21 protein-coding genes are annotated in these 24,443 nt (G+C 37.6%); 4 read left to right on the top strand and 17 right to left on the bottom strand.

Annotated features, from left to right (window positions below):
- Positions 1–4: 4 nt before the first annotated feature.
- Positions 5–655 carry an acetoin utilization AcuB family protein gene (locus AC2CGN_RS10955; protein WP_286924656.1) on the top strand — a complete coding sequence of 217 codons (651 nt, stop codon included), beginning with the start codon at positions 5–7 and terminating at the stop codon, positions 653–655.
- Positions 652–1,812, top strand: a complete 1,161-nt coding sequence (locus tag AC2CGN_RS10960; protein ID WP_484513838.1) for an acetoin utilization protein AcuC — start codon at positions 652–654, stop codon at positions 1,810–1,812. Before AC2CGN_RS10955 ends, AC2CGN_RS10960 begins: the two co-directional genes overlap by 4 nt.
- 210 nt (positions 1,813–2,022) lie before the next feature.
- Here the strand turns inward: AC2CGN_RS10960 and ccpA are convergent, their stop codons facing one another.
- Positions 2,023–3,027: a catabolite control protein A gene (ccpA, locus tag AC2CGN_RS10965; RefSeq protein ID WP_049667456.1), complete on the bottom strand. Its 1,005-nt coding sequence runs from the start codon at positions 3,025–3,027 to the stop codon at positions 2,023–2,025.
- A 183-nt stretch (positions 3,028–3,210) separates the two neighbouring features.
- A complete protein-coding gene (locus tag AC2CGN_RS10970) occupies positions 3,211–4,296 on the bottom strand; it encodes a bifunctional 3-deoxy-7-phosphoheptulonate synthase/chorismate mutase (RefSeq protein WP_286924659.1) in 1,086 nt (361 codons plus the stop codon).
- A gap of 173 nt (positions 4,297–4,469) precedes the next feature.
- Between AC2CGN_RS10970 and AC2CGN_RS10975 the strand changes: the two genes are divergently transcribed.
- Positions 4,470–6,623 (top strand): cell division FtsA domain-containing protein, encoded by a 2,154-nt coding sequence (locus tag AC2CGN_RS10975; protein WP_286924660.1) that lies wholly within the window; start codon positions 4,470–4,472, stop codon positions 6,621–6,623.
- Between the two features lie 58 nt (positions 6,624–6,681).
- Here the strand turns inward: AC2CGN_RS10975 and AC2CGN_RS10980 are convergent, their stop codons facing one another.
- The 9 genes from AC2CGN_RS10980 to AC2CGN_RS11020 all read right to left on the bottom strand — a co-directional run bounded on the left by AC2CGN_RS10980 (position 6,682) and on the right by AC2CGN_RS11020 (position 16,799).
- Positions 6,682–7,182, bottom strand: coding sequence for a YtxH domain-containing protein (locus AC2CGN_RS10980; protein WP_429982756.1), 501 nt, complete (start codon positions 7,180–7,182; stop codon positions 6,682–6,684).
- Between the two features lie 130 nt (positions 7,183–7,312).
- Positions 7,313–7,807: a DUF948 domain-containing protein gene (locus tag AC2CGN_RS10985; RefSeq protein ID WP_286924662.1), complete on the bottom strand. Its 495-nt coding sequence runs from the start codon at positions 7,805–7,807 to the stop codon at positions 7,313–7,315.
- Positions 7,808–7,918: 111 nt separating this feature from the next.
- Positions 7,919–9,232 carry a UDP-N-acetylmuramate--L-alanine ligase gene (murC, locus tag AC2CGN_RS10990; RefSeq protein ID WP_286924663.1) on the bottom strand — a complete coding sequence of 438 codons (1,314 nt, stop codon included), beginning with the start codon at positions 9,230–9,232 and terminating at the stop codon, positions 7,919–7,921.
- Positions 9,233–9,461: 229 nt separating this feature from the next.
- On the bottom strand, positions 9,462–12,557 hold the full coding sequence (locus AC2CGN_RS10995; protein WP_484513842.1) for a DNA translocase FtsK: 3,096 nt from the start codon (positions 12,555–12,557) through the stop codon (positions 9,462–9,464).
- Between the two features lie 412 nt (positions 12,558–12,969).
- A complete protein-coding gene (gene ytpR, locus AC2CGN_RS11000) occupies positions 12,970–13,584 on the bottom strand; it encodes a YtpR family tRNA-binding protein (protein WP_429982759.1) in 615 nt (204 codons plus the stop codon).
- Positions 13,581–14,405: a DUF1444 domain-containing protein gene (locus AC2CGN_RS11005; RefSeq protein ID WP_484513844.1), complete on the bottom strand. Its 825-nt coding sequence runs from the start codon at positions 14,403–14,405 to the stop codon at positions 13,581–13,583. The genes ytpR and AC2CGN_RS11005 overlap by 4 nt, the downstream gene beginning before the upstream one ends.
- Before the next feature lie 120 nt (positions 14,406–14,525).
- Positions 14,526–15,044 (bottom strand): hypothetical protein, encoded by a 519-nt coding sequence (locus AC2CGN_RS11010; protein ID WP_429982761.1) that lies wholly within the window; start codon positions 15,042–15,044, stop codon positions 14,526–14,528.
- Positions 15,045–15,139: 95 nt separating this feature from the next.
- On the bottom strand, positions 15,140–15,661 hold the full coding sequence (locus AC2CGN_RS11015; protein ID WP_484513846.1) for a DUF84 family protein: 522 nt from the start codon (positions 15,659–15,661) through the stop codon (positions 15,140–15,142).
- A 61-nt stretch (positions 15,662–15,722) separates the two neighbouring features.
- Positions 15,723–16,799, bottom strand: a complete 1,077-nt coding sequence (locus AC2CGN_RS11020) for a M42 family metallopeptidase (RefSeq protein ID WP_429982763.1) — start codon at positions 16,797–16,799, stop codon at positions 15,723–15,725.
- A 164-nt stretch (positions 16,800–16,963) separates the two neighbouring features.
- On the opposite strand from AC2CGN_RS11020, the gene AC2CGN_RS11025 reads away from it, so the two are divergent.
- Complete coding sequence (locus tag AC2CGN_RS11025) at positions 16,964–17,278, top strand: hypothetical protein (RefSeq protein ID WP_283869213.1); 315 nt, start codon at positions 16,964–16,966, stop codon at positions 17,276–17,278.
- A 54-nt stretch (positions 17,279–17,332) separates the two neighbouring features.
- Here AC2CGN_RS11025 and AC2CGN_RS11030 read toward each other — a convergent pair whose 3' ends face one another.
- The 6 genes from AC2CGN_RS11030 to dat form a co-directional block, all read right to left on the bottom strand.
- A complete protein-coding gene (locus AC2CGN_RS11030; RefSeq protein WP_429987847.1) occupies positions 17,333–18,559 on the bottom strand; it encodes a carboxylate--amine ligase in 1,227 nt (408 codons plus the stop codon).
- 1,019 nt (positions 18,560–19,578) lie between these two features.
- Positions 19,579–20,442, bottom strand: coding sequence for a YtnP family quorum-quenching lactonase (locus AC2CGN_RS11035; protein WP_429985892.1), 864 nt, complete (start codon positions 20,440–20,442; stop codon positions 19,579–19,581).
- Between the two features lie 11 nt (positions 20,443–20,453).
- Positions 20,454–21,101, bottom strand: a complete 648-nt coding sequence (gene trmB, locus AC2CGN_RS11040) for a tRNA (guanosine(46)-N7)-methyltransferase TrmB (protein WP_484513850.1) — start codon at positions 21,099–21,101, stop codon at positions 20,454–20,456.
- Between the two features lie 76 nt (positions 21,102–21,177).
- On the bottom strand, positions 21,178–22,128 hold the full coding sequence (locus AC2CGN_RS11045) for a diacylglycerol/lipid kinase family protein (protein WP_429982766.1): 951 nt from the start codon (positions 22,126–22,128) through the stop codon (positions 21,178–21,180).
- A 3-nt stretch (positions 22,129–22,131) separates the two neighbouring features.
- Positions 22,132–23,136 (bottom strand): nuclease-related domain-containing protein, encoded by a 1,005-nt coding sequence (locus AC2CGN_RS11050; RefSeq protein WP_286923355.1) that lies wholly within the window; start codon positions 23,134–23,136, stop codon positions 22,132–22,134.
- 438 nt (positions 23,137–23,574) lie between these two features.
- Positions 23,575–24,429: a D-amino-acid transaminase gene (dat, locus tag AC2CGN_RS11055; RefSeq protein WP_484513853.1), complete on the bottom strand. Its 855-nt coding sequence runs from the start codon at positions 24,427–24,429 to the stop codon at positions 23,575–23,577.
- Positions 24,430–24,443: the final 14 nt, after the last annotated feature.

Consider the following 24,443-nt stretch of genomic DNA (forward strand, 5'->3'; position numbering starts at 1 on the left):
GTATATGATCGTAGAAGAAATCATGAATGATGAGCCCTACACGCTGGCTCCAACAAATACAGTGCTTGAAGCGCTAAAGTTAATGCGTGAGAAAAAAGTGCGTCATTTACCAGTTGTAGATGCGGAACAGCATGTTCTTGGTGTCATCACAGAACGAGATATTAAAGAAGCCCTTCCTTCTTCATTGCGGGATGAACCCAATTCTCCCGTATTTAATGCAAAAGTGGAAGAAATAATGATTAAAAATCCACTAGTTGGTCATCCGCTTGATTTTGTTGAGGAGGTAGCTCTTACATTTTATGAATCTAAAGTAGGCTGCTTGCCAATTGTCTCTGGTGGCAAACTCGTTGGAATCGTCACAACTACCGATTTACTTTATACTTATATTGAATTAACTGGTGCCACTGAGCCCGGCTCAAAAATTGAAATTCGCGTAACTGACACACCAGGGATTTTATTTGAAATCACAAAGATATTCCATGAACATCATGCAAATGTCCAAAGCGTCTTAGTTTATCCTGACTCTGAAAATACACAAAATAAAATTTTAAGTGTCCGAGTGAAAACTCTCAATCCATTAGCGATGATTGAAGATCTTCGTAAAGAGGGCTTTGATGTACTATGGCCTAATTTACCAGGTGTTTCATTACAATGAAAAAGGCAGTATTTGTATACTCACCCGAGCAGCTCGGATACAAATTTTCAGATACTCACCCCTTTAATCATAAACGCTTGACGCTTACAATGGATTTGCTAAAAAATATTGACGCTCTTGACGACGTGGACATTATTCCGGCTCGTATAGCAACAGAGGAAGAATTATTACTTGCACATGATCCTAAATATGTTGATATTGTCAAAAAAGCGGGTCATGGTGAGCTTTCCGATGCACAGGGAGAAAGCTATGGCATAGGCACTGAGGATACACCCATTTTTGAGAATATGCATGAAGCAAGTGCCCAGCTTGTCGGAGGAACGCTAACAGCTGTCGATTATGTTATGGAAGGCAAGGCTGAGCATGCCCTCAATTTAGGTGGTGGGCTACATCATGGCTTCCGTGGTCGTGCATCCGGTTTTTGTATATATAACGACAGTACAGTGGCCATCCGCTATTTGCAGGAAAAATATAATGCTCGTGTACTGTATGTAGATACCGATGCGCATCATGGGGATGGTGTACAATGGAGCTTTTATGAAGATCCAGGTGTTTGTACATTGTCTATCCATGAAACAGGACGTTACCTTTTCCCCGGAACTGGTAATATAACAGAACGAGGAAATGGACAGGGCTATGGCACTTCTTTCAATTTTCCAATTGATGCTTTTACAGAGGATGAGAGTTTTTTAGAAATCTATGAAAAATCCATGAGGGAAATTTTTGAATTTTTCAAGCCCGATGTTGTGCTAACGCAAAATGGTGCTGATGCACACTATTTTGATCCATTAACACATTTATATGGCACTATAAATCTCTACAGAGAAATTCCAAAGCTTGCCCATCAATTAGCACATGAATATTGTGGTGGTAAATGGATTGCAGTTGGTGGTGGTGGCTACGATATTTGGCGTGTTGTGCCGCGCGCATGGGCTATGCTATGGCTAGAAATGACAGATCAGCAATTGCCAACAGGTCCTCTTCCACAAGCGTGGTTAGATCGCTGGCAACCGGAAGCGCCTGTACCATTTATTCCAACATGGGAGGATCCGAATCCCTTGTATGAGCCAATTCCCCGAAAGGCAGAGATTGAAGAAAAAAATGCGCAAATGTTAGCGAAAGCATTACATATTATTCGTAACGAAAAACGCGTTTAACGTATTATACGCCTCACGACCTCTCGTGGGGCTTTTTTTCATTGGTTGTGATGTCACTTAGCACTCTATCCAACACTTTTAGGCCGTTATCCTTCATTACAAGCAGTTCTATCCATCATTTTGAGGTTACTATCCGTCATACCAGTAGTTCAATCCATCATTCAAAAAAAACACGCAAATCCTAAAGAAGATTTACGTGATTCTTAATGACTATTTACTTTTGACAGATTGTCGATGTTCAATACGATGCGGTAAGATAACCGCTTCATCTTCAACTGGCTCTTTATTCATTAGTTTTGTTAGTAAGCGCATAGCAACAGCTCCAATATCATAAAGCGGTAGCGCAACACTTGTTAGCTGTGGGCGTACCATTCGTGCTAATTTTGAATTTTCAAAACTAATTACTTCGATATCCTCAGGTACATCCTTTCCTGCATCCTGAGCACCATGAATTAGTCCAATTGCTAATTCATCACTGCCAGCAAAATATGCGGTTGGGGGATTTTCCAGTGAGGATAATGTTTCCCAAGCCTCAAGACCCATATCATAGCTTGATTCCTCTGCAGCAATTAGGGATTCATCTATAGGTAAGCCTGCATCTTGCAAAGCTTTTTTATAAGCCTCAAGCTTAAATTTCCCATTAATCGTATAAGTAAGTGGACCTGTTACGAAAGCAATTCGCTTATGTCCATTTTGAATAAGTAATGTGATAGCCTCATAAGCCGCTTGGTAATAGTCAATATTAACAGTTGCAATGGTTTGTGATTCATCTACTGAACCCGCAAGAACAATTGGTACTGGTGAATGATCCATTGTTTGTTGCATTTTTTCAGTCACTTCATCACTCATCATGACAATCCCATCTACCTGTTTGCCCAACATTGTATCCAGTAACTGTAGCTCTTTATCTTCATGTTGATCTGAGTTAGCTAAAATAATATTGTAACGGTACATGGTTGCAATATCCTCTACACCACGTGCCAGCTCCGCATAAACATTGTTTGCAATATCTGGGATAATCACGCCAACTGTTGTTGTTTTCTTACTTGCTAATCCTCGCGCTACTGCGTTTGGACGATATTCTAATCGTTCAATTACTTCTAATACTTTTTTTCGTGTTGCCGGCTTTACGTTTTGATTGCCGTTGACTACACGAGAGACCGTTGCCATTGAAACATTTGCTTCTCTTGCAACATCATAAATTGTAACAGTCATCGTACGTGCCTCCCTTTTTTCCTTTTATAGCCTTATCATACGATAATTTTCATATTCTTTTCAAGAAGAAGTACGTACACGATAAGAAAAACCAAGTTCAAATAGTACTATTCTAGACATTATTTCGTCACGATATAGTAAAAACCGCCTGCTGATTTAGCAAGCGGTATATTTTAAAACAATTTAAGCATGAATTTCATAGTTTTTCATGAATTTTTGCAGTGTTTCATAGAATGCGTCAAATGTAGGGATGTCCATTTGCTGTTGTGAGTCTGAAAGTGCTACAGATGGATCTGGATGCACTTCAGCCATTACACCATCAGCACCAATTGCAATGGCTGCTTTCGCACATGGTAATAATAAATCACGACGTCCTGTTGAATGTGTAACATCTACGAATACTGGCAAATGTGTTTCTTGTTTTAAAACTGGTACAGCTGAGATATCTAATGTGTTACGTGTAGCTTTTTCATAAGTACGGATACCGCGCTCACATAGGATGATGTTTTCATTCCCTTTAGACATAATGTATTCTGCTGCGTGAATGAACTCATCGATTGTTGCTGCTAAGCCTCGTTTTAATAGGACAGGTTTGTTTGTTGCACCTGCTGCTTTTAATAACTCGAAGTTTTGCATATTACGTGCACCAATTTGGATCACATCGATATAATCTAATGCTTCCTCTAAGTGACCTGGTGTAACAATTTCCGTAATGACACCTAAACCATATTCCTCTGACACACGTTTTAATATTTTAAGACCTTCTAGTCCAAGTCCTTGGAAGTCATATGGAGAAGTACGTGGCTTGTATGCACCACCACGAATTAATTTTTCACCTTTTGCTTTAATAGATTCTGCTACCGCTGCAACTTGCTCATATGATTCAACTGCACAAGGACCAAATACGAAAGATGGCTTCCCTTGTCCAATTAACTCACCATTGATATTGATCACTGTATCTTCTGATTTTTTCTTACGAGATACAAGCAATTCCTTCTTCTTATCTGCTTCAAGTTGTTTTAAAGCAGTTTTAAAGATTTGTTTAAATATATAATCAACCGTCATTTGGTTTAACGGACCCTGATTGTGTTCTTTAATAAGATCAAGCATGTGTCTTTCACGTAGCGGATCATAGCGATTCACACCTTGCTTTTCTTTAATTTTACCGATTTCATTCACTACAGCTGCACGTTCGTTAATTAGACGAAGAATTTCTAAGTTTAAGTCGTCTATTTGACTACGTAAGCTTTCTAAATCTTTTTGGCTCATGCTTTCTTGCTCCTCTCATCATGACAGACACTTTCAGAACTCTGAAATGTATGTTACATTTTTAGATATTAGCAATATTATAATCAATGTTGATCAGAATGTCACGTATTTTTAATTTAGCGCTTCAACTCGCTAAATTATTTTACAATATTACAAGAAAGGAAGCGATTACATTGAGTTCAAAACTATTTGCACTTGATATTGGTACACGTTCAGTTGTAGGCATTATCTTAACTGAAAATAACGACCACTTTCACGTTGAAGATATTTTAGTGAAAGAACATAAAGAACGTGCTATGGTCGATGGTCAAATACATAATGTCATGTATGTGGCAGATTTAATCAATGAAATAAAGCATGAGCTTGAGGATAAACATGGTAGCTTAACAAAAGTAAGTGTAGCTGCAGCTGGTCGCTCATTGAAAACAGAACAGGCGAGCGTGACCATCAATATACGAAATCGCCCAATTTTCACTGAGGAGGATATAAGCCGATTAGAACTACAAGCTGTACAACAAGCACAGCAGCAACTTTTGCAGCAGAAAGAGGATGCAAAAATAAGCCACTACTATTGTGTGGGCTATTCTGTTCTATATTATCGATTAGATGGTGAGGAAATTGGTAGCTTACTTGATCAGCAAGGAGATGAGGCGCAAATTGAAGTGATTGCCACGTTTCTACCCCGAGTAGTCGTAGAATCACTTATTGCTGCACTAAAACGTGCTGATTTAGAAATGGACGCACTTACTTTAGAGCCAATTGCAGCTATTAACGTGCTTATTCCTCCAACAATGCGTCGTTTAAATGTTGCACTTGTTGATATCGGCGCAGGGACATCCGATATTGCCATCACTGATAAAAGCACAGTCGTTGCCTATGGGATGGTACCTACAGCTGGAGATGAAATTACGGAGGCATTGAGCGATCACTATTTACTTGACTTCCCAGTAGCTGAAAAAGCAAAAAGACAATTACAAACAGAAGAGGAAATTTTAATTCAGGATATCTTAGGCTTTGATCAATATTTTTCAAAAGAAGAAGTTCTTAAAGCGATCGATCCCGCTGTCAAACAACTTGCTAAAGCCATAGGAGAAGAAATATTACGACTTAATAATCGTACCGCTCCTAAGGCTGTCATGCTTGTTGGGGGTGGAAGCTTAACACCAAACCTAACAACTGAACTTGGGGCAGTGTTAGACTTACCAGAAAATCGTATTGCCGTTCGAGGAATAGATGCCATACAAAATCTAACGAAGGAAGATCATATTAAAGCATCACCTGAATTGGTGACGCCAATTGGTATTGCCATTGCGGCAAAAAAAATGCCGATTCAATATATGAGCCTTACTGTGAATGATCAGGTAGTTCGTCTTTTTGAATTAAAAGAAATGACCGTTGCTGATGCTTTTTTAGCTGCAAATATTCGTGCAAAACAATTGTATGGAAAGCCAGGGCTTGGATTGTCTGTTAGCGTAAATGGACAAGATATTTTCATCCCTGGTGGTCACGGGCAGCCTGCGGAAATTTTAGTAAATGGACAGCAAGCTTCTACTAAAACATTGATTAAAACTGGGGATGCTATCCAACTAATTGAAGGTCAAGACGGGCAACCAGCAGTAGCAACTGTAAGAGATATTGTTGACAATGCAGCTATCAAAACGATAATGATTCAACATACAAAATACGTCATTGAACCAAAAATTACAGTGAATGGTTCCCCAGCCTCACTCGATAGTGCGTTAAAGGATCGGGATGTTGTTGCTTTTGAAATTGCAGATACAGTTGAAGAAATATTTAAGCTAACAAATAATTGGGCTTTATTAAAGCAATTTGAATCCTTTTATATTCAAGTAGATGGAAAACCACTTTACCTACCTGAGTTTTCCGCACAGTTAATGATCAATGATAAGCCAGCTAAACTGTCCTATGCAGTACAGGATGCAGACATCATTACTTTTCAGCAGCAAGCATTACCAACCGTACAACGAATAGCTGATCAAATGAATATTTTACTAGAGGATAACATCATCATTCATTTCCAGAACGAGATGCTGGAGCTGAAAAAGATGGCTAATGAGGTGCTCGTCAACAATAGCGTTGTTTCACCACTGTCAACGGTGCCAAATGGAGCGACAGTTTCATTTATAGAGAAGGATCGAAGTCGTTGGATCTACCAAGATGTCTTCCGTTTCTCTAACTGGCAGCTACCCACAACATTTAAAGGAAACTTTACCATATTACGAAATGGACAACCTGCCAACTTTGATATGGAAATCTTCGGTGGGGATAAGTTAGAAATTTTATTGGAGGAAGCAACTATCTTCTAAGAAATTAAAAAGGGATACGATATGTCCTTAAGGACATTCGTATCCCTTTTTTTAAGTTTTAAGCGCGAACCTCTTCATTTTTTTCTTCGGTTTGTTCCTTTGTTTCAGCCGCCTCTTCTGCTTTAGGCTCTTCATTAGGAACATAATCTTCTAACGGTTCTTCACCCTCGAATGAAACAGTACCGTCGTCAAATACAGTCGGTGCTTTTGCAGTCTTTAACGTTTTTACTTTCTCTACTAATTGTGTAGATTGCTCTTGTATTTGTTTCGACAATTGAACTGTTTTATCTTTTGCTGTCGTTGAAAAATCCGCACTCTTATCTTTTAGGTTTACAGCTTGTACAGCTACATCACTCCGTAAATCTTTTCCTGATTTTGGAGCTAGTAGTAAGCCGGCAGCTGCACCAACTATACCCCCAACTAATGCGCCAATAACAAAATCTTTCATGTTCACACGCTCCTCTTCATAAATAGATTCTTGCGGATGATAAAGCTGTGGCAATGAACTTTCAAGCTGTTGTTCCTTCACTTCGTTAAAATTTGGCTTTTGAGTTGTCATGCAACAATTCCTCCCATCTTATATTCATGTGCCTAGACTGGTTGTCCATCTACTTTTGTTGATGCATCTTCAACTTATGTCTAAGACTTTATTTTTATTCAGATGACACAAAATGTCTACTGAATAATAATCACTTTTTACGACCCCATTTTCTTTTAGGCTTGTCTGATTGTTCAGCTTCAAAAACATAGCTTTCTTCTTGAACCTGCTCAATTACTTTACGCTTCTTCCATTTATCAGCAATACCCATTGCAACATTACTCCATTGAACAACCTGTGCGATTTTTTCCTCATTTTGTTCTACACTTTTTGAAATAGAGGAAGTAATGTGCTGTACAGACGTATTTAAACCGTTCACGGAGTCACCAATTCCTTTGACTGCATGAACAACAGAATTTAACTGTTCTGATTTTTGCTGAATATCCTCTGCCAAACTATTCGTTTTGGTTAATAAGGAAGTCGTTTCACGTGTAATACCTTCCATTTGTCCTTCAATACCTGATAAAGTTCCTGCTAAGCTGTTTAGAATGGATTTAAGCGAGAATAGCGTCATGCCTAAACTCACACATAAAATTAAAAAACCGATTGCTGCTATAATCGCTGCAATATACAAAATGACTTCCATAAAAAGACCTCCTGCTAGTAAAATTCTCTTTACTATTACTTTCCCTATCTTCGACAAAAAAAACTGAATTCCTTCTCAATTTTTGAGAAAAAACAGCTTATTCCTTACGGACTAAGCTGTTTCGTTGTTTTTTAACACGTTTTCAAAAGCATCTTGGAATTTGTGAACATCGCCTGCGCCCATAAATAAAAATACTGCGCCCTCATGTTTTGTTAAGACTTCAATTCCTTCAGTGGTAATCACTGCACTGCCTTCAATTAACGACGCCAAATCATGGATGGATAGCGCGCCTTGTGTTTCTCTTGCAGAGCCAAATATATCACATAAATATGCTGTATCTGCAAGACTTAGACTATCAGCGAAATCCTGTAAAAAAGCTTGTGTACGTGTAAATGTATGTGGTTGGAAAACAGCTACTAGCTCACGCTCCGGAAATTTTTGACGAGCTGATTGAATCGTTGCACGGATTTCCGTTGGGTGGTGGGCATAGTCGTCTATTAAAACATTATTGCCAATATCCGTTTCTGTAAAACGTCTTTTTACACCTTTGTAACTATTTAAACGTTCCTGGATAATGTCTGGTGAGATACCTTCATACTGACAAAGTGTAATAACAGCTAATGTATTTAAAACAGCATGATCCCCAAACAATGGGATAAAGAATGTACTGTAAAATTCATTGCGCACGAAAACATCAAATTTAGTACCCTCTGTTGTTTTATCCACATTACGGGCTTCAAAATCATTCTCTTCTCCAAAGCCATAATAAACAACAGGTACCTTTGCTTGAATACGTTGTAAATGTTCATCATCACCACAAGCAATAATTGCTTTTTTTACCTGTAAAGCCAATGATTGAAAGGCAGAATAAACATCCTCTATATTAGCAAAATAATCTGGATGGTCAAAATCGATATTAGTCATGACAGCGTAATCTGGATTATATGCTAAGAAGTGACGGCGGTATTCACACGCTTCCATCACAAAGAATTCTGCATTTTCATGCCCAGCTCCTGTTCCATCACCGATTAAATAAGAAGTGGGTTTATATCCTCCGACAACATGTGACATTAAGCCAGTTGTTGAAGTTTTACCATGTGCACCTGTAATGGCAATTGATGTATAATTTCCAATGTATTCCCCTAGGAACTTATGATAGCGAATAATCTCTACACCAATTTCTCGTGCTCGCACTAATTCAGGATGATCATCAGGAAAAGCATTTCCTGCAATAATTGTCATACCTTCTTTAATATTATCTGGATTAAATGTAAAAATTGGAATATTACGTTCACGTAACGGCTGTTCTGTGAAGAAATATTTATCAACATCTGAGCCCTGTACTTGTTCACCAGCATCAAACAAGATTTGTGCAAGCGAACTCATGCCAGAACCTTTAATGCCTGTGAAATGAAAAACTGTCATTAATTAAACCCCCCGGGAATATCAATATCCCATCTATCATCTATTAGGTGTACCGTATTATTTCACCAATTGTTAGGTATTAATACCTTTAAACGTGCTAAAAAATACGTACTTGTCATCACATCTTGTCTATTATAGCACTATTTATGCACAAGGATAAATGTGTAACTTTTCTAAAAATACTAATTTCGACGTAAATAAGATAATCTATACGAAATCCATGCAATTCTTATTCAAACATAGTAATTAAATCTTCTTCTGTAATATAACTTTCACGTGGTTTGCTGCCTCTCGCCTCAGACACAAATCCATGAGATTCTAACATATCAATTAATCGGGCAGCACGATTATAGCCAATGTGGTATTTGCGCTGGATTAAGGACGTAGAAGCTCCCCCCTGTTCAAACACAAATCGGCAAACTTCCTCGAATAAATCATCCTGCTCCGCAGAAATCTCCGTTTTCTTCAAAAGCTCCTCCTGATCAAAAATATAATCAGGTTCACCCTGCTCTCGGACATGTTCAATAATGGACTCGATTTCATCATCAGTCACAAATGTCCCCTGTAATCGTACTGGGGCGGACATACCGTTCCCTAAATATAACATATCGCCTCGTCCAAGTAATCTTTCTGCTCCTTGCCCATCTAAAATTGTGCGAGAATCTATTTGTGAAGATACTGCAAAGGCAATACGTGTAGGAATATTTGATTTAATTAGACCTGTAATCACGTCAACAGACGGTCTTTGTGTTGCAACAATTAAATGAATACCACATGCACGTGCCTTTTGTGCAATACGACAAATCGCTTCCTCAACATCTGCTGGAGACATCATCATTAAATCAGCTAACTCATCAATGACAATAAGCATATAAGGCAATTTAAGGCTATGTTCATTATTTTTATCTGCTAAAGCATTATACCGTGTAATATCACGTGCACCTGCATGAGCAAATAGCTGATAGCGTCGCTCCATCTCCTCTACTGCCCATTTTAATGCAGCTGTAGCTGCCTTAACATCTGTAATAACAGGGCTAACTAGGTGAGGAATATGATTAAACGGAGCCAGCTCTACCATTTTAGGGTCAATAAGCATTAGCTTTAATTCATGAGGAGCAGCTTTATATAACAAACTAACCAAAATCGAATTTATACAAACTGATTTTCCTGAACCTGTTGCCCCTGCAATTAAACCATGGGGCATTTTACGCAAATCGATCGTTACTGGTTTCCCAGTTAAATCCAGACCCAAAGCAGCCTCTAATGGTGATTCTGACTCAAGGAAGGAGGCACTATTTGTTACTTCTGATAATCGAACAGCGCGAGAGACACGGTTCGGAATCTCAATTCCAATAGAACTCTTTCCAGGGATAGGCGCCTGAATTCGAATATCTTTCGCTGCTAATGCTAGCTTTAAATCATCTGCCAAATTACGGATCTTACTAACCTTTGTACCATGGCTAACTGTTATTTCAAATTGCGTGACAGCAGGTCCTTGCATGATGGACTCAATTTGAGCAGATACTTGGAAATATGAAAGTGCTTCAACTAAGGTATCTCCCTGCTGCTCCATCCACTCTGTGTCTTGTGTTTTTTCCTCAGGTGGCTCTAAATATTCATCTGTCGGCTTTTGATACACATGAACAGGCTTTGAAGGATTTCCCTTCTCTTGAATTCCTTCGAGAGTTTCGTTTGAAGACTGCTCTTGATCGTCCATTTTAGCCTCTTCGTTTAGCAACCCAACATTTTCACTGAGATATTCATGTTCGATAATTGATGGTGCCTCCATATCAGTAGTCGCTGAAATTTCATGTTGACTATCTAATTCTGGAGCTGTCTTTTCTAAGGTTGATACGCTAGCCAGTGTTGCTACTGGTGCCATTGTAATGACAGAGACACTATCTGACGAAGCATTGATTGGAGAATTTGGAATAGATGACTCTATTTTCTCCACCTGTTGAGCTGTTACTTCGTCTTCCTCTGCCTCTAATCCAATAATCTGAGTAGAAACTGGATGTTTTATTTCTTCTTGTATGGATGGTCCTAATGGATGCTCGTCATCAAAGCTTATCGCTTCAGAAGACTCGCTTTCCTCATCTTGCTTTTTTTCAACAATAGTAGATGGCTTTAATTTTTTAGTTTGTTGTTGAATTCGCCATTTCTCTTTATCCGTTTTTAACATTAATACATTAAAAGGAATACGACTTTTATCTTGCTTTGGGACAGCCTCAAGTGATTGATCTTCTAACATTTCCTGCTCAATAACTTCATTTACTGGCGGTTGAACTACTGTTACTTCACCAATATGAATTGTAGAATTTTCAATTTGAACCTGCTCCACAATAACTTCCTTCACATGAATTTCTGATTGATCCGCCGTAAGTTGCTCGACATCCAATTCATGCTGAACAGCCTCTTTTACTTGATCCTCAAACGCAACAGCAAAAGAGGTTGTTTGGGGAAGGGGCAATTCTGCTTCTGCTTGCATCACATCGTCAGAATCACTTATTTCTTGTGAAAAATCTTCATCAAACATAATCGGTTGCTTTGTTGATGTTTCAAAGGATTCTGGCATTTCAAATCGTTCAGAGACCTCTTCCTGTACTGGGCGAATTGGCTCTTTTTCTTCTAGTATATTTTCGAAAGCCTCATTTGTTGTCGTTTCTTTTAAATCCTTAGGCTCTGTAGGTATTGAAAACTCCTTTTTGTCGAGTTCTTCCTTGCGTTTATCCAATAATTGTTCTATAGGACTAGGCTTGGCAAATCCATAAACTGGTGAAGGTACATCACTCGGTACAAAACGTTTTCGATTAACAGGCATACTATTTTCTATCGTTTTTTCTGGTGAACTATTATTCTCTTTTGGTTTAGGTGTTGGTTGCTCATTTTGCGCATCCCGAAAAACTAAACTTGCTTTTGAACGGTACCCCTGTTCAGGTTGATTTTTTGTCATGGTTGTTCTGCCAGTTCGCTTTGAACGATTAGCTAATAATTCCCGAATACCAGAAACCTCCACATCATAAACACTAGAATCTACAATATGTTTATTTAAATGCTTTGGCAGTGATAATTCTTCGATTTGTCCATAATAATCATCTTCCACTTGATTAAATACATCTTTTGATTGCGATGTAGATGTTGGAGAAGGTGAGATTTCCATATCCTCAATTAACGGGAAACGAAAAGTTTTTTGTTTTGATGCAGGTGATTCTTTCACATGTTGCTGCTCAGTCTGTTCATCGTAGTTTTCATACATGTCTTCGTATTCGTATTCATTGTCATCTTTATTTATAAATTTATTAATTTGTTTTTTAAACCAATTCACTCTATTTCACTCATTTCTCATACACTTCATTTATAGCATTGTTTATATCAATTACGCCCTAGCGCAATTACATCCGGATTTTTTTCAAGCTTAGCTCGAAAAGTTCCCTTCAAAATCCCTGACATCCGCCAGGTACTTTATCTTGATTCAGCAGGCGGTTACTGAATAGGAAAACCACATTCATCTCCACACCTATAGAGGTGTGGGAGTCTGTTTTCTGTATCTGCCGCTATGCTTTCGATACAAAAACATTTACTGAATGAAGATAAAGATAAAATAACACAATGTCTATATCAAAAAGCATACCATAAAAATGGTATAGAAACTTGCATTTAGAGGCTCACCATACAAAAAAATCGTTATGCTACTAGCATTTTAGTAGCGTAACGATTTTACAAATACATCTTTTATTTTAACGTGTTGGTGCCTCAAACGCACTACCAATTTCTGCATCTCCTGGTAACACTAAAATCCCTTTTTCTGAAGGTGCATTCGGTATAGCAAGTTCGCGCGCTGAGCACAGCATTCCATGTGAATCAACACCACGTAAATTTCCTTCTTTAATAAGCATTCCAGAAGGCATTACTGCACCAATTTTTGCTACAACAACCTTTTGACCTGCTTCGACATTCGGTGCTCCACAAACAATTTGTAATATCTCCTCACCAACATTTACAGTACAAACGCTTAATTTGTCAGCATTTGGATGTTTATCCTTAGTTTCTACAAGACCCACTACGAATTTTGGCGTAAAATCTACATCTAAGCTAATAGTAGCTCCATTTTTAGCAATAGCAGCTTCTAATTGTCCTACTAATTCGGGTGTTACTTCCACAAGTCCTTTTGCATCTGTTTGTACATAGCTACTTGCATTAAATAAATTAAATGCTTTTATTTCGCCTGTCTGAGCCTCCTTTAAAATGGCAATATCACCAGCACGCTCTACTTCTGTTTTTACAATGGCCTCCGTCGCTAACTGGACTAGCAATACATCGCCAACATGCTCTTTGTTGTAAAATACGTTCATTGTTTTTCTTGCTCCTTTTTCACTCTGTTTTTTGCTAATATAAAAATTGGTTCTAGTTCCCCATCTTCATAGATAAAAGATAATGAGGTAATCGGGACAGTTCCGACCGTAAAGAAATGCATTGTCATCTGTGCTAATACATCATACCCTGTTTCATTCCGAATATCACCTATAATTAGGACATCCTGATGTGGCACAGATAATGTCATATCCCCCTCAATTATCGTACTCATTTCTTTTAAAAAGCTCTCATTTAAAATGCGGCTTGCATCATATCCGTCATTCACATTGACAAAATAGAAAATATTCCCTGCTACTTCATCCTTCTTATAGACAGTAGGTAGTGTCTTCACAGAAAAACGTGCCATTTCACGTATTTGTTCTTCTGTTAATTGTAAAACCTCTAACATGGATTCATCTAGAAAACGATAGGTTTTTCCTAAATCAAGCGCATAAAAAATACGTGTCTCAGCTGTATGCTCCGTAGTAATGAATACATGTCCTTCTTTTGAGGCTTTCGGGTAGGATGTAGAGCGAATGACCGGATAAATTTGGGTAGATGCTTGGAAACCTTGTTCTTTTTCTTGCTCCATCGCCTGAAAGGTTTGCTCAATTGTATAAACAACCTCTTCAACTGCAGCTTCCTGCTTTTCATTATACTTTGCTAAAATACCTGGAAGTGATAGCTCCATCCCTTTCCCAGTTTTTTTATGATTCAAGCGCAATTTATCATGCTTCTTATCAAAATCAAAATTAAATTTTTCTTCATTTAAACTTTGTTTCAATAGAGAGACAAGTTGCTCTGATTTAATCTGCTTCACCTTGCTCACATCCTTTCCTTACAATTTATTTGGTGTAATTGTCCGATAAAAAATTGGAATATTGAAATGAAGAGAAAACGGTTCACCCGTTTGTGAACCGTGCTGTTCAAAACTATCTAATTATTTAATCTTAACCGAATGTACAATTTTCGTCATCTCTGATAAATTCTCTTCTATACGTTTTGCCTGTGAAATGGTCGTCATTTTGATACCACCACTGCTTACAATTAGCTCGAATTCATTCTCATTGTCAGTTTTGGAAACAGCTGAGAAACCGAAAATGCCATTCTTTTCATAGGTATTTTCTTTAATAATTTTTTTCGAGCTATCCTCTTTTAATAGATTATAATAAAGTTTACTATCTGCGTCTTCACGGTCATTAATGAACAGAATAAAACTCTCTTTTCCCTTTGCAATTAATATATTATATGCATCCGTGCTATCTTCAATTTTAAAATGAGAGGGTAAATATAATTCTACATTCCCAATTTTATCTGTATGTTCTGCAGGCTCTTCTGAGAAAACTGTTTCTGTTAGTTGAAGGCCATTACTAATTTGGTCATCTACAGACTGATTGCAGCCAGAAAGTCCCAATAGCACAACCATTAATCCTGCTGCACGTAGCCATGTATGAGACATGTCTCTCTTCCTTTCATTGCTAACTTTTTCTCTATTTTAAAAAAATTTTTGTAAGGTTGCAACTTCACTATTTCATTATCACTAATTCTATCATACTATTCATGTGCTAATGTGAACAAATATTGACCAACCAAAAGAGAGACAATATGCTCAAACATCACCTGACGACTTACTAAGCCTTGAGTGAAAATACCCACAGCACCTGCACCCTGACGAATATCCTTTTGCTGAGTGTATTGCTCCATCACAGGTCCTAGCTCCCTACCAGCTCTTATTTCCTGGGCAATTGAATCTGGTAATAGTATTTGTGCACCAGCAGCTGTATAGGTAGTGCCATTTGCTACAACGAGAGCTCCCCAATTGCAAACATACATTAAACCATCAATCTCTGTTACACCACCCTCTAAGCCAAATGATAATTGTGCACCCGTTTCAATCATCGCATTTTTAGCACGGTTGATAGCACCTAATCTTGTTTCCTTATGAGTCATGGGTTGATTAGATACTTGTGATGCAGCCTTGATATATGTAAACCTTGGATTATCTAAATGTTTGCTAACAATGATTTCAACAGCTTCTATTTTTGCTTTATTTGTTGTTCCAATAGCGATTTTCATGTCTACTACCTCTTCCTTTACATAGAAAAAGATGCCCTTTAAGGCACCTTTTCATCCTACTTTATACATTAGCGTGTATCGTCTCTAATGTCGAACGATTTGCTTTTTTCACTAATTCTACAATCAAAGCTTTTGCAGCAGCATAATCATCAATATGAATAATAGACGCAGAAGTGTGAATATAACGTGAGCAAATACCAATAACTGCACTTGGCACTCCGTCATTTGCTGTGTGCACACGACCCGCATCTGTGCCTCCTTGTGACACAAAATACTGATAAGGAATATGATTTGATTCCGCTGTATCTAAGATGAATTCACGCATTCCTCGATGTGTAACCATTGTGCGATCAAGAATACGTAATAAAGTTCCTTTACCTAATTGACCAAATTGATTTTTTTCTCCTGACATATCATTCGCTGGAGAAGCATCTAAAGCAAAGAACAGATCAGGTTTAATCATGTTTGCAGATACTTGAGCACCACGTAAACCAACCTCTTCCATTACGTTTGCGCCAGAATATAAATGGACACCAAGTTTTTCATGTTGCACTTCCTTCATTAACTCTATTGCCAATCCGCATCCATAGCGATTATCCCATGCCTTTGCCATAATTTTTTTTGGATTAGCCATTGGTGTAAATGGACAAATAGGAATAATAGATTGTCCTGGACGAACACCTAAAGCAATCGCATCTTCCTTATTATCAGCACCAACATCTATTAGCATGTTTTTAATTTCCATTGGCTTGGAACGCTCAGCATCTGTTAATAAATGTGGAGGAATCGATGAAATTACACCAGGTATGGCTCCATTTTTCGTAAATACTTCAACACGCTGTGCCAGCATTACCTGATTCCACCATCCGCCCAGTGTTTGAAAGCGAATCATGCCATTGTCAGTAATTGATGTAACCATAAATGCTACTTCATCCATATGACCAGCTACCAATACTTTTGGTGCATCAGCAATTTCGCTATGCTTTACACCAAATATACCCCCTAAATTGTCCTGAACGATTTCATCCGAATATTTTTCTAACTCAGTACGCATGAAAGCACGAACAGCATGCTCATTCCCTGGAGCGCCTGGCAATTCTGTTAATGTTTTAAATAAATTTTTTGTTTCCTCATTCATGATGACTCTCTCCCCACGAAGTAGAATATTCTTCCTGCCTATTGTATCATATTTATTTCCGATTTCGAAATATTGATACATTTCCTGAAACTGCTAAAGTGTGAACGTGCATTCACTCCCCTTACTATGCTAAAATGAAGATATAGAAAAAGGAGGAAAGAAGCATGAAATTACGTGATTTTTTAATTGGTGTCGCAACTGGTCTAGCTGCCGCAGTCATTATTAAAGAAGCAAGTGAAAAAGTTTCTCCATATGTACCTGCAGGACAAGTACTCGAAAACATAAAAAAGGAATTTAAAAAGGATGCACCCATTGACGGGTCTTGGATTTATATGAAAACAGACGATTTCACAAATGGCATTATGACAATTCCAGTATATCGTGGAGGTATCTCTCGTATGCATGCGGGAGAAATGCAAACATTTGAATTTGCCGCAGATGCTCGCTCTGGTGTAGTGGTAGAGCTAATAGAAGTATAGACAGTATCCTTAAAACAAAGAAGCCATCTCGCTGAATGAGATGGCTTCTTTGTTTTACTCGGATAATCCTTTATTATTAAAGTATTTTTTATATTTTCGATAATAATTTAAATTATTTAATGTTAGCTTGACCCAACGCTTGGCATTCATATCCTCATTAAAATAAAGAGAATTTGTATATTTCCCTTCACGGATTAATTTTTTTGCTTCAAGTTTAAGCTTTTCATTGGATGCATACTTGAATAATACACCTTTAGGAATAATCATCCATAAATGCTTATCCTGTACATATGTTAGATCTTGTTCAATATCTAGCATATGGTCGTCAGCTACATACTTCATTAAATTATGACCACTTGCTGTTACATAATAACTTGAGCGACCATTGCGTAAGTTAATTTCAAAAAGCTTATACTGTTTATCACGAATATCGTATTTCATATCGAAGTTTGCAAAGCCTGTATAACCAATATCCTCTAAGAAGTTGCGTACCTGATCCAGCAATTCTTTATCATACGTGGTAACAATAGCTGCGTAACTACCAATGCCTTCAGGTGAATGCTCTTCTAAAATTGGATTCCCTAAACACATAAGCTTAACTTTACCGTCTTTGCCAACATACGCATTTAATACACGCATATATGAATCATCGCCCGGTATAAATTCTTGAATGATCATTGTATCTTGATAGCTTGAGCTATAGATTGCTTTTAATATGGCTGATTTTTCAGCTTCATCATGGGCAACGAAAACTTTTTTCTTACCAGGGAATTTACATGCCCAGTATTCAACCGAATTCGAAGCCTTTAGGATAATTGGGTAATCGAAAGGAGGGATAAAATTTTCGTAATTATCGGCCGTCACAGTCGTTGTTCCAGGGTACTTAAAATTATATTTATCACACATTTTATAGAAATTTTCTTTTAACAAAATTTCATCCATCAGTGATTCATCAATATAAGGAACTGTAAAATGCTCCTGTAGTGCTGGCTTATTTTTGATAATTAGCTTTGCGTAATCATCTCCACATGCTAATAGTAGTAGTTTTTTATCAGCATATTTTTTCGCCACCTGTGCAAGGGCAGGCGCAAATACATCCTGTTCATTTAAGCGATCGATCTCCTGGAAATCTAAAATATGACTATCTTGTGTAGCTGTTAAATGTGAACGTCCTAAAACAAGTGGCTTTATGCCATATGCCTCATAAAATCCTCGTGCCATACCGTATGCATTCATATCTGATCCTAATAGTATCGGTAAAAATGGTTGCTCTGTTGCCATGTAATTTCAACTCTCTTTTATATTTTAGTATCGTTTTTAAGTGTATCATATTTTCCTAAATGTTCACGGAAAAAGGTCAAAAAAAGCAAGGTATACGCATTTATTCACCAAATACTTCGAAGTAGGGAATCTCCCATTGTTTATTCATTTTATAAATCGAATCTATCTGGACAAAACCTAAAAAACGTGCAAACGGTTTATGTTTGCACGTCCATAGTGTTGAAAAACTAAATGGTCAAGGGACCTTTTGTGAATATTTAGTCAAAATGAAGGTGATTTCCGTTCCAGGCTACTCGCTTTCCTGTGGGCGAGCGACGAGCCGCTTCCTGCGCTGACGCTCCGTGCAGGGTCTCGTCTGTCCCGCTATCCCACGGGAGTCGAGTAGCCTTGCACTCCAATCTGCAATAGTGTAGAACTTTAAATATTTTCTTCCTTCAAAAGTAAAGTAAAAGCATATTACTCACCAACATTAAATGGATAGAATAGTAGTACAATTCTATAGCTGTCAACCTACATTTTTGTACATAAAACTCCTTTATAACTAAACATAAAGCTACTTATTGCTGGACTGCTTTCGCATAGAAAAATGTTATCAGCTTCATTTTTGCGAAAAATAGTGATGGTTAAGACTTCAATTTATCACTATATATTTATGTGAAATGCCAATGAAAATACTATGAGCAATGGTTGATTGGAGTGTAGACTGAGTGACTCCTTGGGGATTCAGTGAGCAGATTAGGGGAACAAAGGCTAAAATCGTCACGTCCTGTGACAACGCCTTCGTGACCAACCTCCTGTTGCCCCAAGCTCTGCTCTGCGCGAAAGCGAAGCGTCAGCGGCAAATGTTTTCAGTATCGAAAGCAAAGCGACAGCTACAAAGCACTCAGTCGGAACGGAGATCAACCCCTCGTTTTGAAAAAGGGCATACTTTTTAATTTGTCACCTTGATTTCATTAACATAATAGTATTTCAACAACATGAAACGTGCAAACGGTTTATGTTTGCACGCCCTTTTCCCATTAGAATGTAATGACAGCTTGTCTGCTGCGCTCAAGCTTATCAACTATTTCCTTACCTGTTTCATCCCATTTAATCATACGATAGTATGCATCATGATAGAAAATAAATCCATAGCCATTTGCTAGTGCTTCTTTCATAATACGTTCCTTTGCAAAAACACTTGTCATTGGATAATCATCATAGGCTAAAACCCATAATGGATTTTGATGTGCATGTGTTGGCATAATATCAGCCATATGCAACAGCACTTCATCGTTTTGAGTTAATTTAATGATGGCATGTCCATCACTATGACCACCAGTATGAATCATTTCTATACCAGGAACTACCTCCAGCGAACCTTCATACGTTTCAACTAAATGCTGTACAGGCTCCCAGTTTTCTTTCCAATACGTATTTTTCGAGCGGACATTTGGCTCACGCATCTCATCCCATTCAATTTTCGTCACGAAAATTTTAGCATTCGGGAAAGTTGGTACAAGTACATCATCTTCCCATTGCGTTAAACCACCAGCATGATCAAAATGCAAATGTGTCATTAATATTGCATCAATATCTGCCGTTGTTAATCCTAGCTCCTGTAGGCTATCCGCTAAAGTTGATTCTTCAGTAACGCCAAAATTACGAAGCTGCTTTTCATTTAATTTGTTAAAGCCAACACCTGTATCAACGAGGTAATTTTTCCCTTCAAATTGAATTAAAATTGGCTCGGTTGGTAACTCAATTTGATTCTTTTCGTTTACAGGATATTTACGTGACCAAAGTGGTTTGGGCACGACTCCAAACATAGCACCACCGTCAAGGCAAGTGACACCCCCATTTAGCCATGATAATGACATATTGTGAAACTGTAACTGATCCATCCATACTCCCCCTATTTAGTAATGAATTGCGATTCTAGACGATAAATTGGCTGTCCTTTAGCAGAAAATTTCTGCTCATACTCAGTCATTACATTATCCTCAGGCATATTTGCATGTAGGTCGAGTGATACATACTTTAGTAACATACCATATTCAGACATACTAATTAATGAATACTCAAACAAACCGCGGTTGTCCGTTTTAAAATGGATTTCCCCATTATCCACTAAAATCGACTCATATAATTTCAAAAAATCCCCGTGCGTTAAACGTCGCTTCGCATGGCGTGTTTTTGGCCAAGGATCTGAGAAATTCAAATACACACGATCTACATCGTTTTTTGCAAAATATTTATATAAATCTGCGCCATTTACTTTTAATAATCGTAAATTCGCTGGAGATTTAGCCTCTAAAATTTTTTCCAATGCACATACAATGACACTGTCATAAAGCTCGATACCAATATAATTAATATCAGGATTTTGTAGGGCCATGCCAGTAACAAATTGTCCTTTCCCAGTACCTACCTCTATATGGATTGGATTATCGTTGCTGAAAGCAGCCTGCCATTTTCCTTTAAAGTCTTCAGGATTTGGAACAATCACCTCTGGATGACTCGTAATCATTTCCTCCGCCCAAGGCTTATTTCTTAATCTCAATTTTTTTCCTCATTTCTTTCATGTAAAATTATTGATTTTTTATAGTATAACGTATTACCATAAAATTCGCATAAAATTATTGCGAAATGATATTGTTCGTTTCTTCTGCTACAACCTGCCAAGCTTCACGTTGAACAGCACAATGAATGTTTATTCCCTGTCCTATTTCACCAATATAATTCCCATCTGTATGACAATCAATATGCTGTGATTGGAGCAATATTTCAAATGCATTACCTTGTAAAAATGTAATTTCTTTAAATTTAGTGTGCTTGCCAAAAAATACAGTAATAAACACAAGCAATAACTTAAGACGTGAAATACCATGAACGATTGTTAGCTCTATTTTCTCATCATTAGGTTTGGAGCAAGGAGAAATTTTCATGCCTCCTCCAAAATAAGGATGATTACTCATTGCAACAAACCATGTCTGCTTGAACTGCCATTGTTCATTGTTTGCACGAATGGTTACATCAAAGCGCTCAAAGCTAAATAAGCCTTTTACAACGGCTGCAGCATAGGATAACTTGCCAAGCCCTATTTTATTGAGATAAAACTTCAAACGAGATTTATTAATGTACTTTGTAACAAAAGCATCAAAGCCTACACCCGCATTATTAACAAATATCTCATGCTGAAGTTCTCCAAGCTGAATGGTACCAGCATCCATCGAAAGACTAGACATATTCCCCTGTATATAAGCTTCAATTTGTATAGCATTTTGAAAGGTTGTAAAGTATCGCGCGAAGTCATTTCCAGACCCGGCAGGCACTACACCAATAACTATATATTCATTATGTACAACACCACTTACAACCTCATGTATTGTGCCGTCCCCGCCAACAATAACAAATAGTTTTTTTGTTTGTGTATTTTGTGCCCAAAGTTGTGCAAGTTTCTGTCCATGTCCTTCATACTCTGTGAAGACAACTTGATAGTCGATGGTTAAATGGCGTTGAAGCTGACGCCAAACCTTTTTACCTTTTCCATTACCTGCTGCTTCATTCACAATAAATAATACTTGCATGCACTAATCCTCAGCTTGTTTAGAAGATTGCTGCCAAATATCTCGATTAAAGGATGTCGTTTGTACATTAGTTAAAATTGTTTGGGCAGCACGAATTTGCATATGCTTCATCGGAGAAGATACCTTTTTTAAATGCTCCATCCATCCACCATAATTTCGATAATCAATAAATTGTACACCATATGGTGATCCTGGATAATCAAAATAGCCATTACGCGTTAAAACAACCTTACGAATTGGCATGTCAATATTGTCCTGCTTAAATAATTGCGTTAATACAGACTCCATACGACTTAAATTAATCGTTGGATTCAGGACTTTGGAATCCTTTGTTCCCACCTTTTTAATCCAGAATCGATCACTGCCTCCTACATACACCGCCTGATTCTCCGCTTCTAATACGGTAATACAAATGCATTCTGTCGGTGACATCAGTACAACATCAAGCTCTATAGGTGCTTTTCTGATTTGTAAAATTGGGTAATAAAAAAGTAAATAGTTATCAGGTAATTGTTGCAATAAATTACGTAGCAAAGAATCACGCATAAAACGAGGGTCAACATATGATTTTTCACGTAATGTTGAGCTCGCCCATTTCATCTGAAAATGGAAAAATTGATCGATAAACATTCGTTTTAGTTCATGGATAGACTGTGGTGCATAAACAATTTGCGGTTCAAATGTTAATGTTGTCTCTTCTTCAGGAATACTGTCCTCATCACTGACTAATTCATTTGAAATTTCGAGTTGTTCAATATCTTCTTTTTCTTCTTTCTGACGACCAGCAAATAATTTTTTTAATACAGAAAAGCGCTCTTTTTCCTCAAAGGGTTCTTGTTCAGCAACAGAATCAGCATGTTGCCATTCAGTAATATCTTCTCCAAGCTCCCACTGTCGTTTGACACGCTCCCACTGGCTTTTCTTTAAACGTACAAATTGTGTAGGATATCTTGCTAAATCAATTTGATAACGTGAAATATAGTCCTGTAATTTCACTAATTGTGCCATTTTAAGGTCACTCCATTCTTACTTACCCTCTATGTAATTAACCTATCTTTTGTGAATGTAGGAAGTTATCGCTTCGCCTTTATTACATCGACATTTGCTTTCCAAATATAAATTCCTATAGATTAATCTATCTTATTTATTTTACATGACGGTTCAGGAGAAAACATCCATAATTTGCTCTATAAAGAAAACTTCAATCAGCAAATGATTACTTTTCCACCCCTTATTCATTTTACGAGAAATCAATTTCACCTCATCGTAATTACGTCCAGATTTTTTTGTGCTCACTCGAAAAGCTCAATGTCAAAATCTGTGACATACGCTAAGGGCCTGGTTTAGGCATTTATACATCCGCACCCTCTATTTACTGAATCAAGATAAAAGAACTACCCTAATAGCTTGGTATAAACCAAAATTAGGGTAGTTCTCTCCAAATATTTACTTAGCATTCATTGAAAGCGGTAATTTTGCCTCAAAAGCTTGCTGTAATTTACGAGTCCATTCACCCGGAACTCCAGCACCAATTTGCTTGCCATCCACATCAATAACAGGGGTAACTTCAGAAGATACTGATGATACAATGATTTCATCCATTGTTAATAAATCTGCCTTCGTCATCGGCTCCTCAATCACTGGTAAATTAATTTCTTCAGCGCATTTTAAAATCACTTGGCGAGTAATACCGTTTAAAATAAAGTTATTTGCTGGGTGTGTGTAAAGCTTACCATCTTTAATACCATAAACATTTGCAGATGAACATTCGGTAACAATATCTCCACGATGTAAAATAGCTTCATAGCAGCCTTTTTCAGATGCTTCCTGTTTTGCTAATACTGCACCAAGTAAATTTAATGATTTGATATCACAACGTAACCAACGAATGTCCTCAACAAAAGTCGCCTTTACTCCTTTTTCAAAATTTTCATAGGAGCGCTCACCAACTTTTACATTACCTGTTAATACGGCAGGGACACTTGCATCTGGGAAAATATGATTACGAGAAATTGCACCACGTGTGATTTGGAAGTAAACATGACCTGTATCTAAATTATTTTTTTCAATAAGTTCATGTAATAATTTGTGTAAAACGTCTTTTGTATAAGGAATGACTAGACGAATTTTTTCGGCACTCGCGTAGAAACGATCAATATGTTCTTGTGCTGTGAACATGTTTCCGTTATAAACTTTGATTACTTCATAAATTCCGTCACCAAATTGGTAACCTCTATCTTCAGGTGATACTACAATAGACCCTTCTTCAACGATTTGATCATTCCATAATGAATATGCCATGTTTCGCTCATCCT

The sequence above is a fragment of the Lysinibacillus sp. DFXJR4 genome (genome assembly GCF_057196045.1).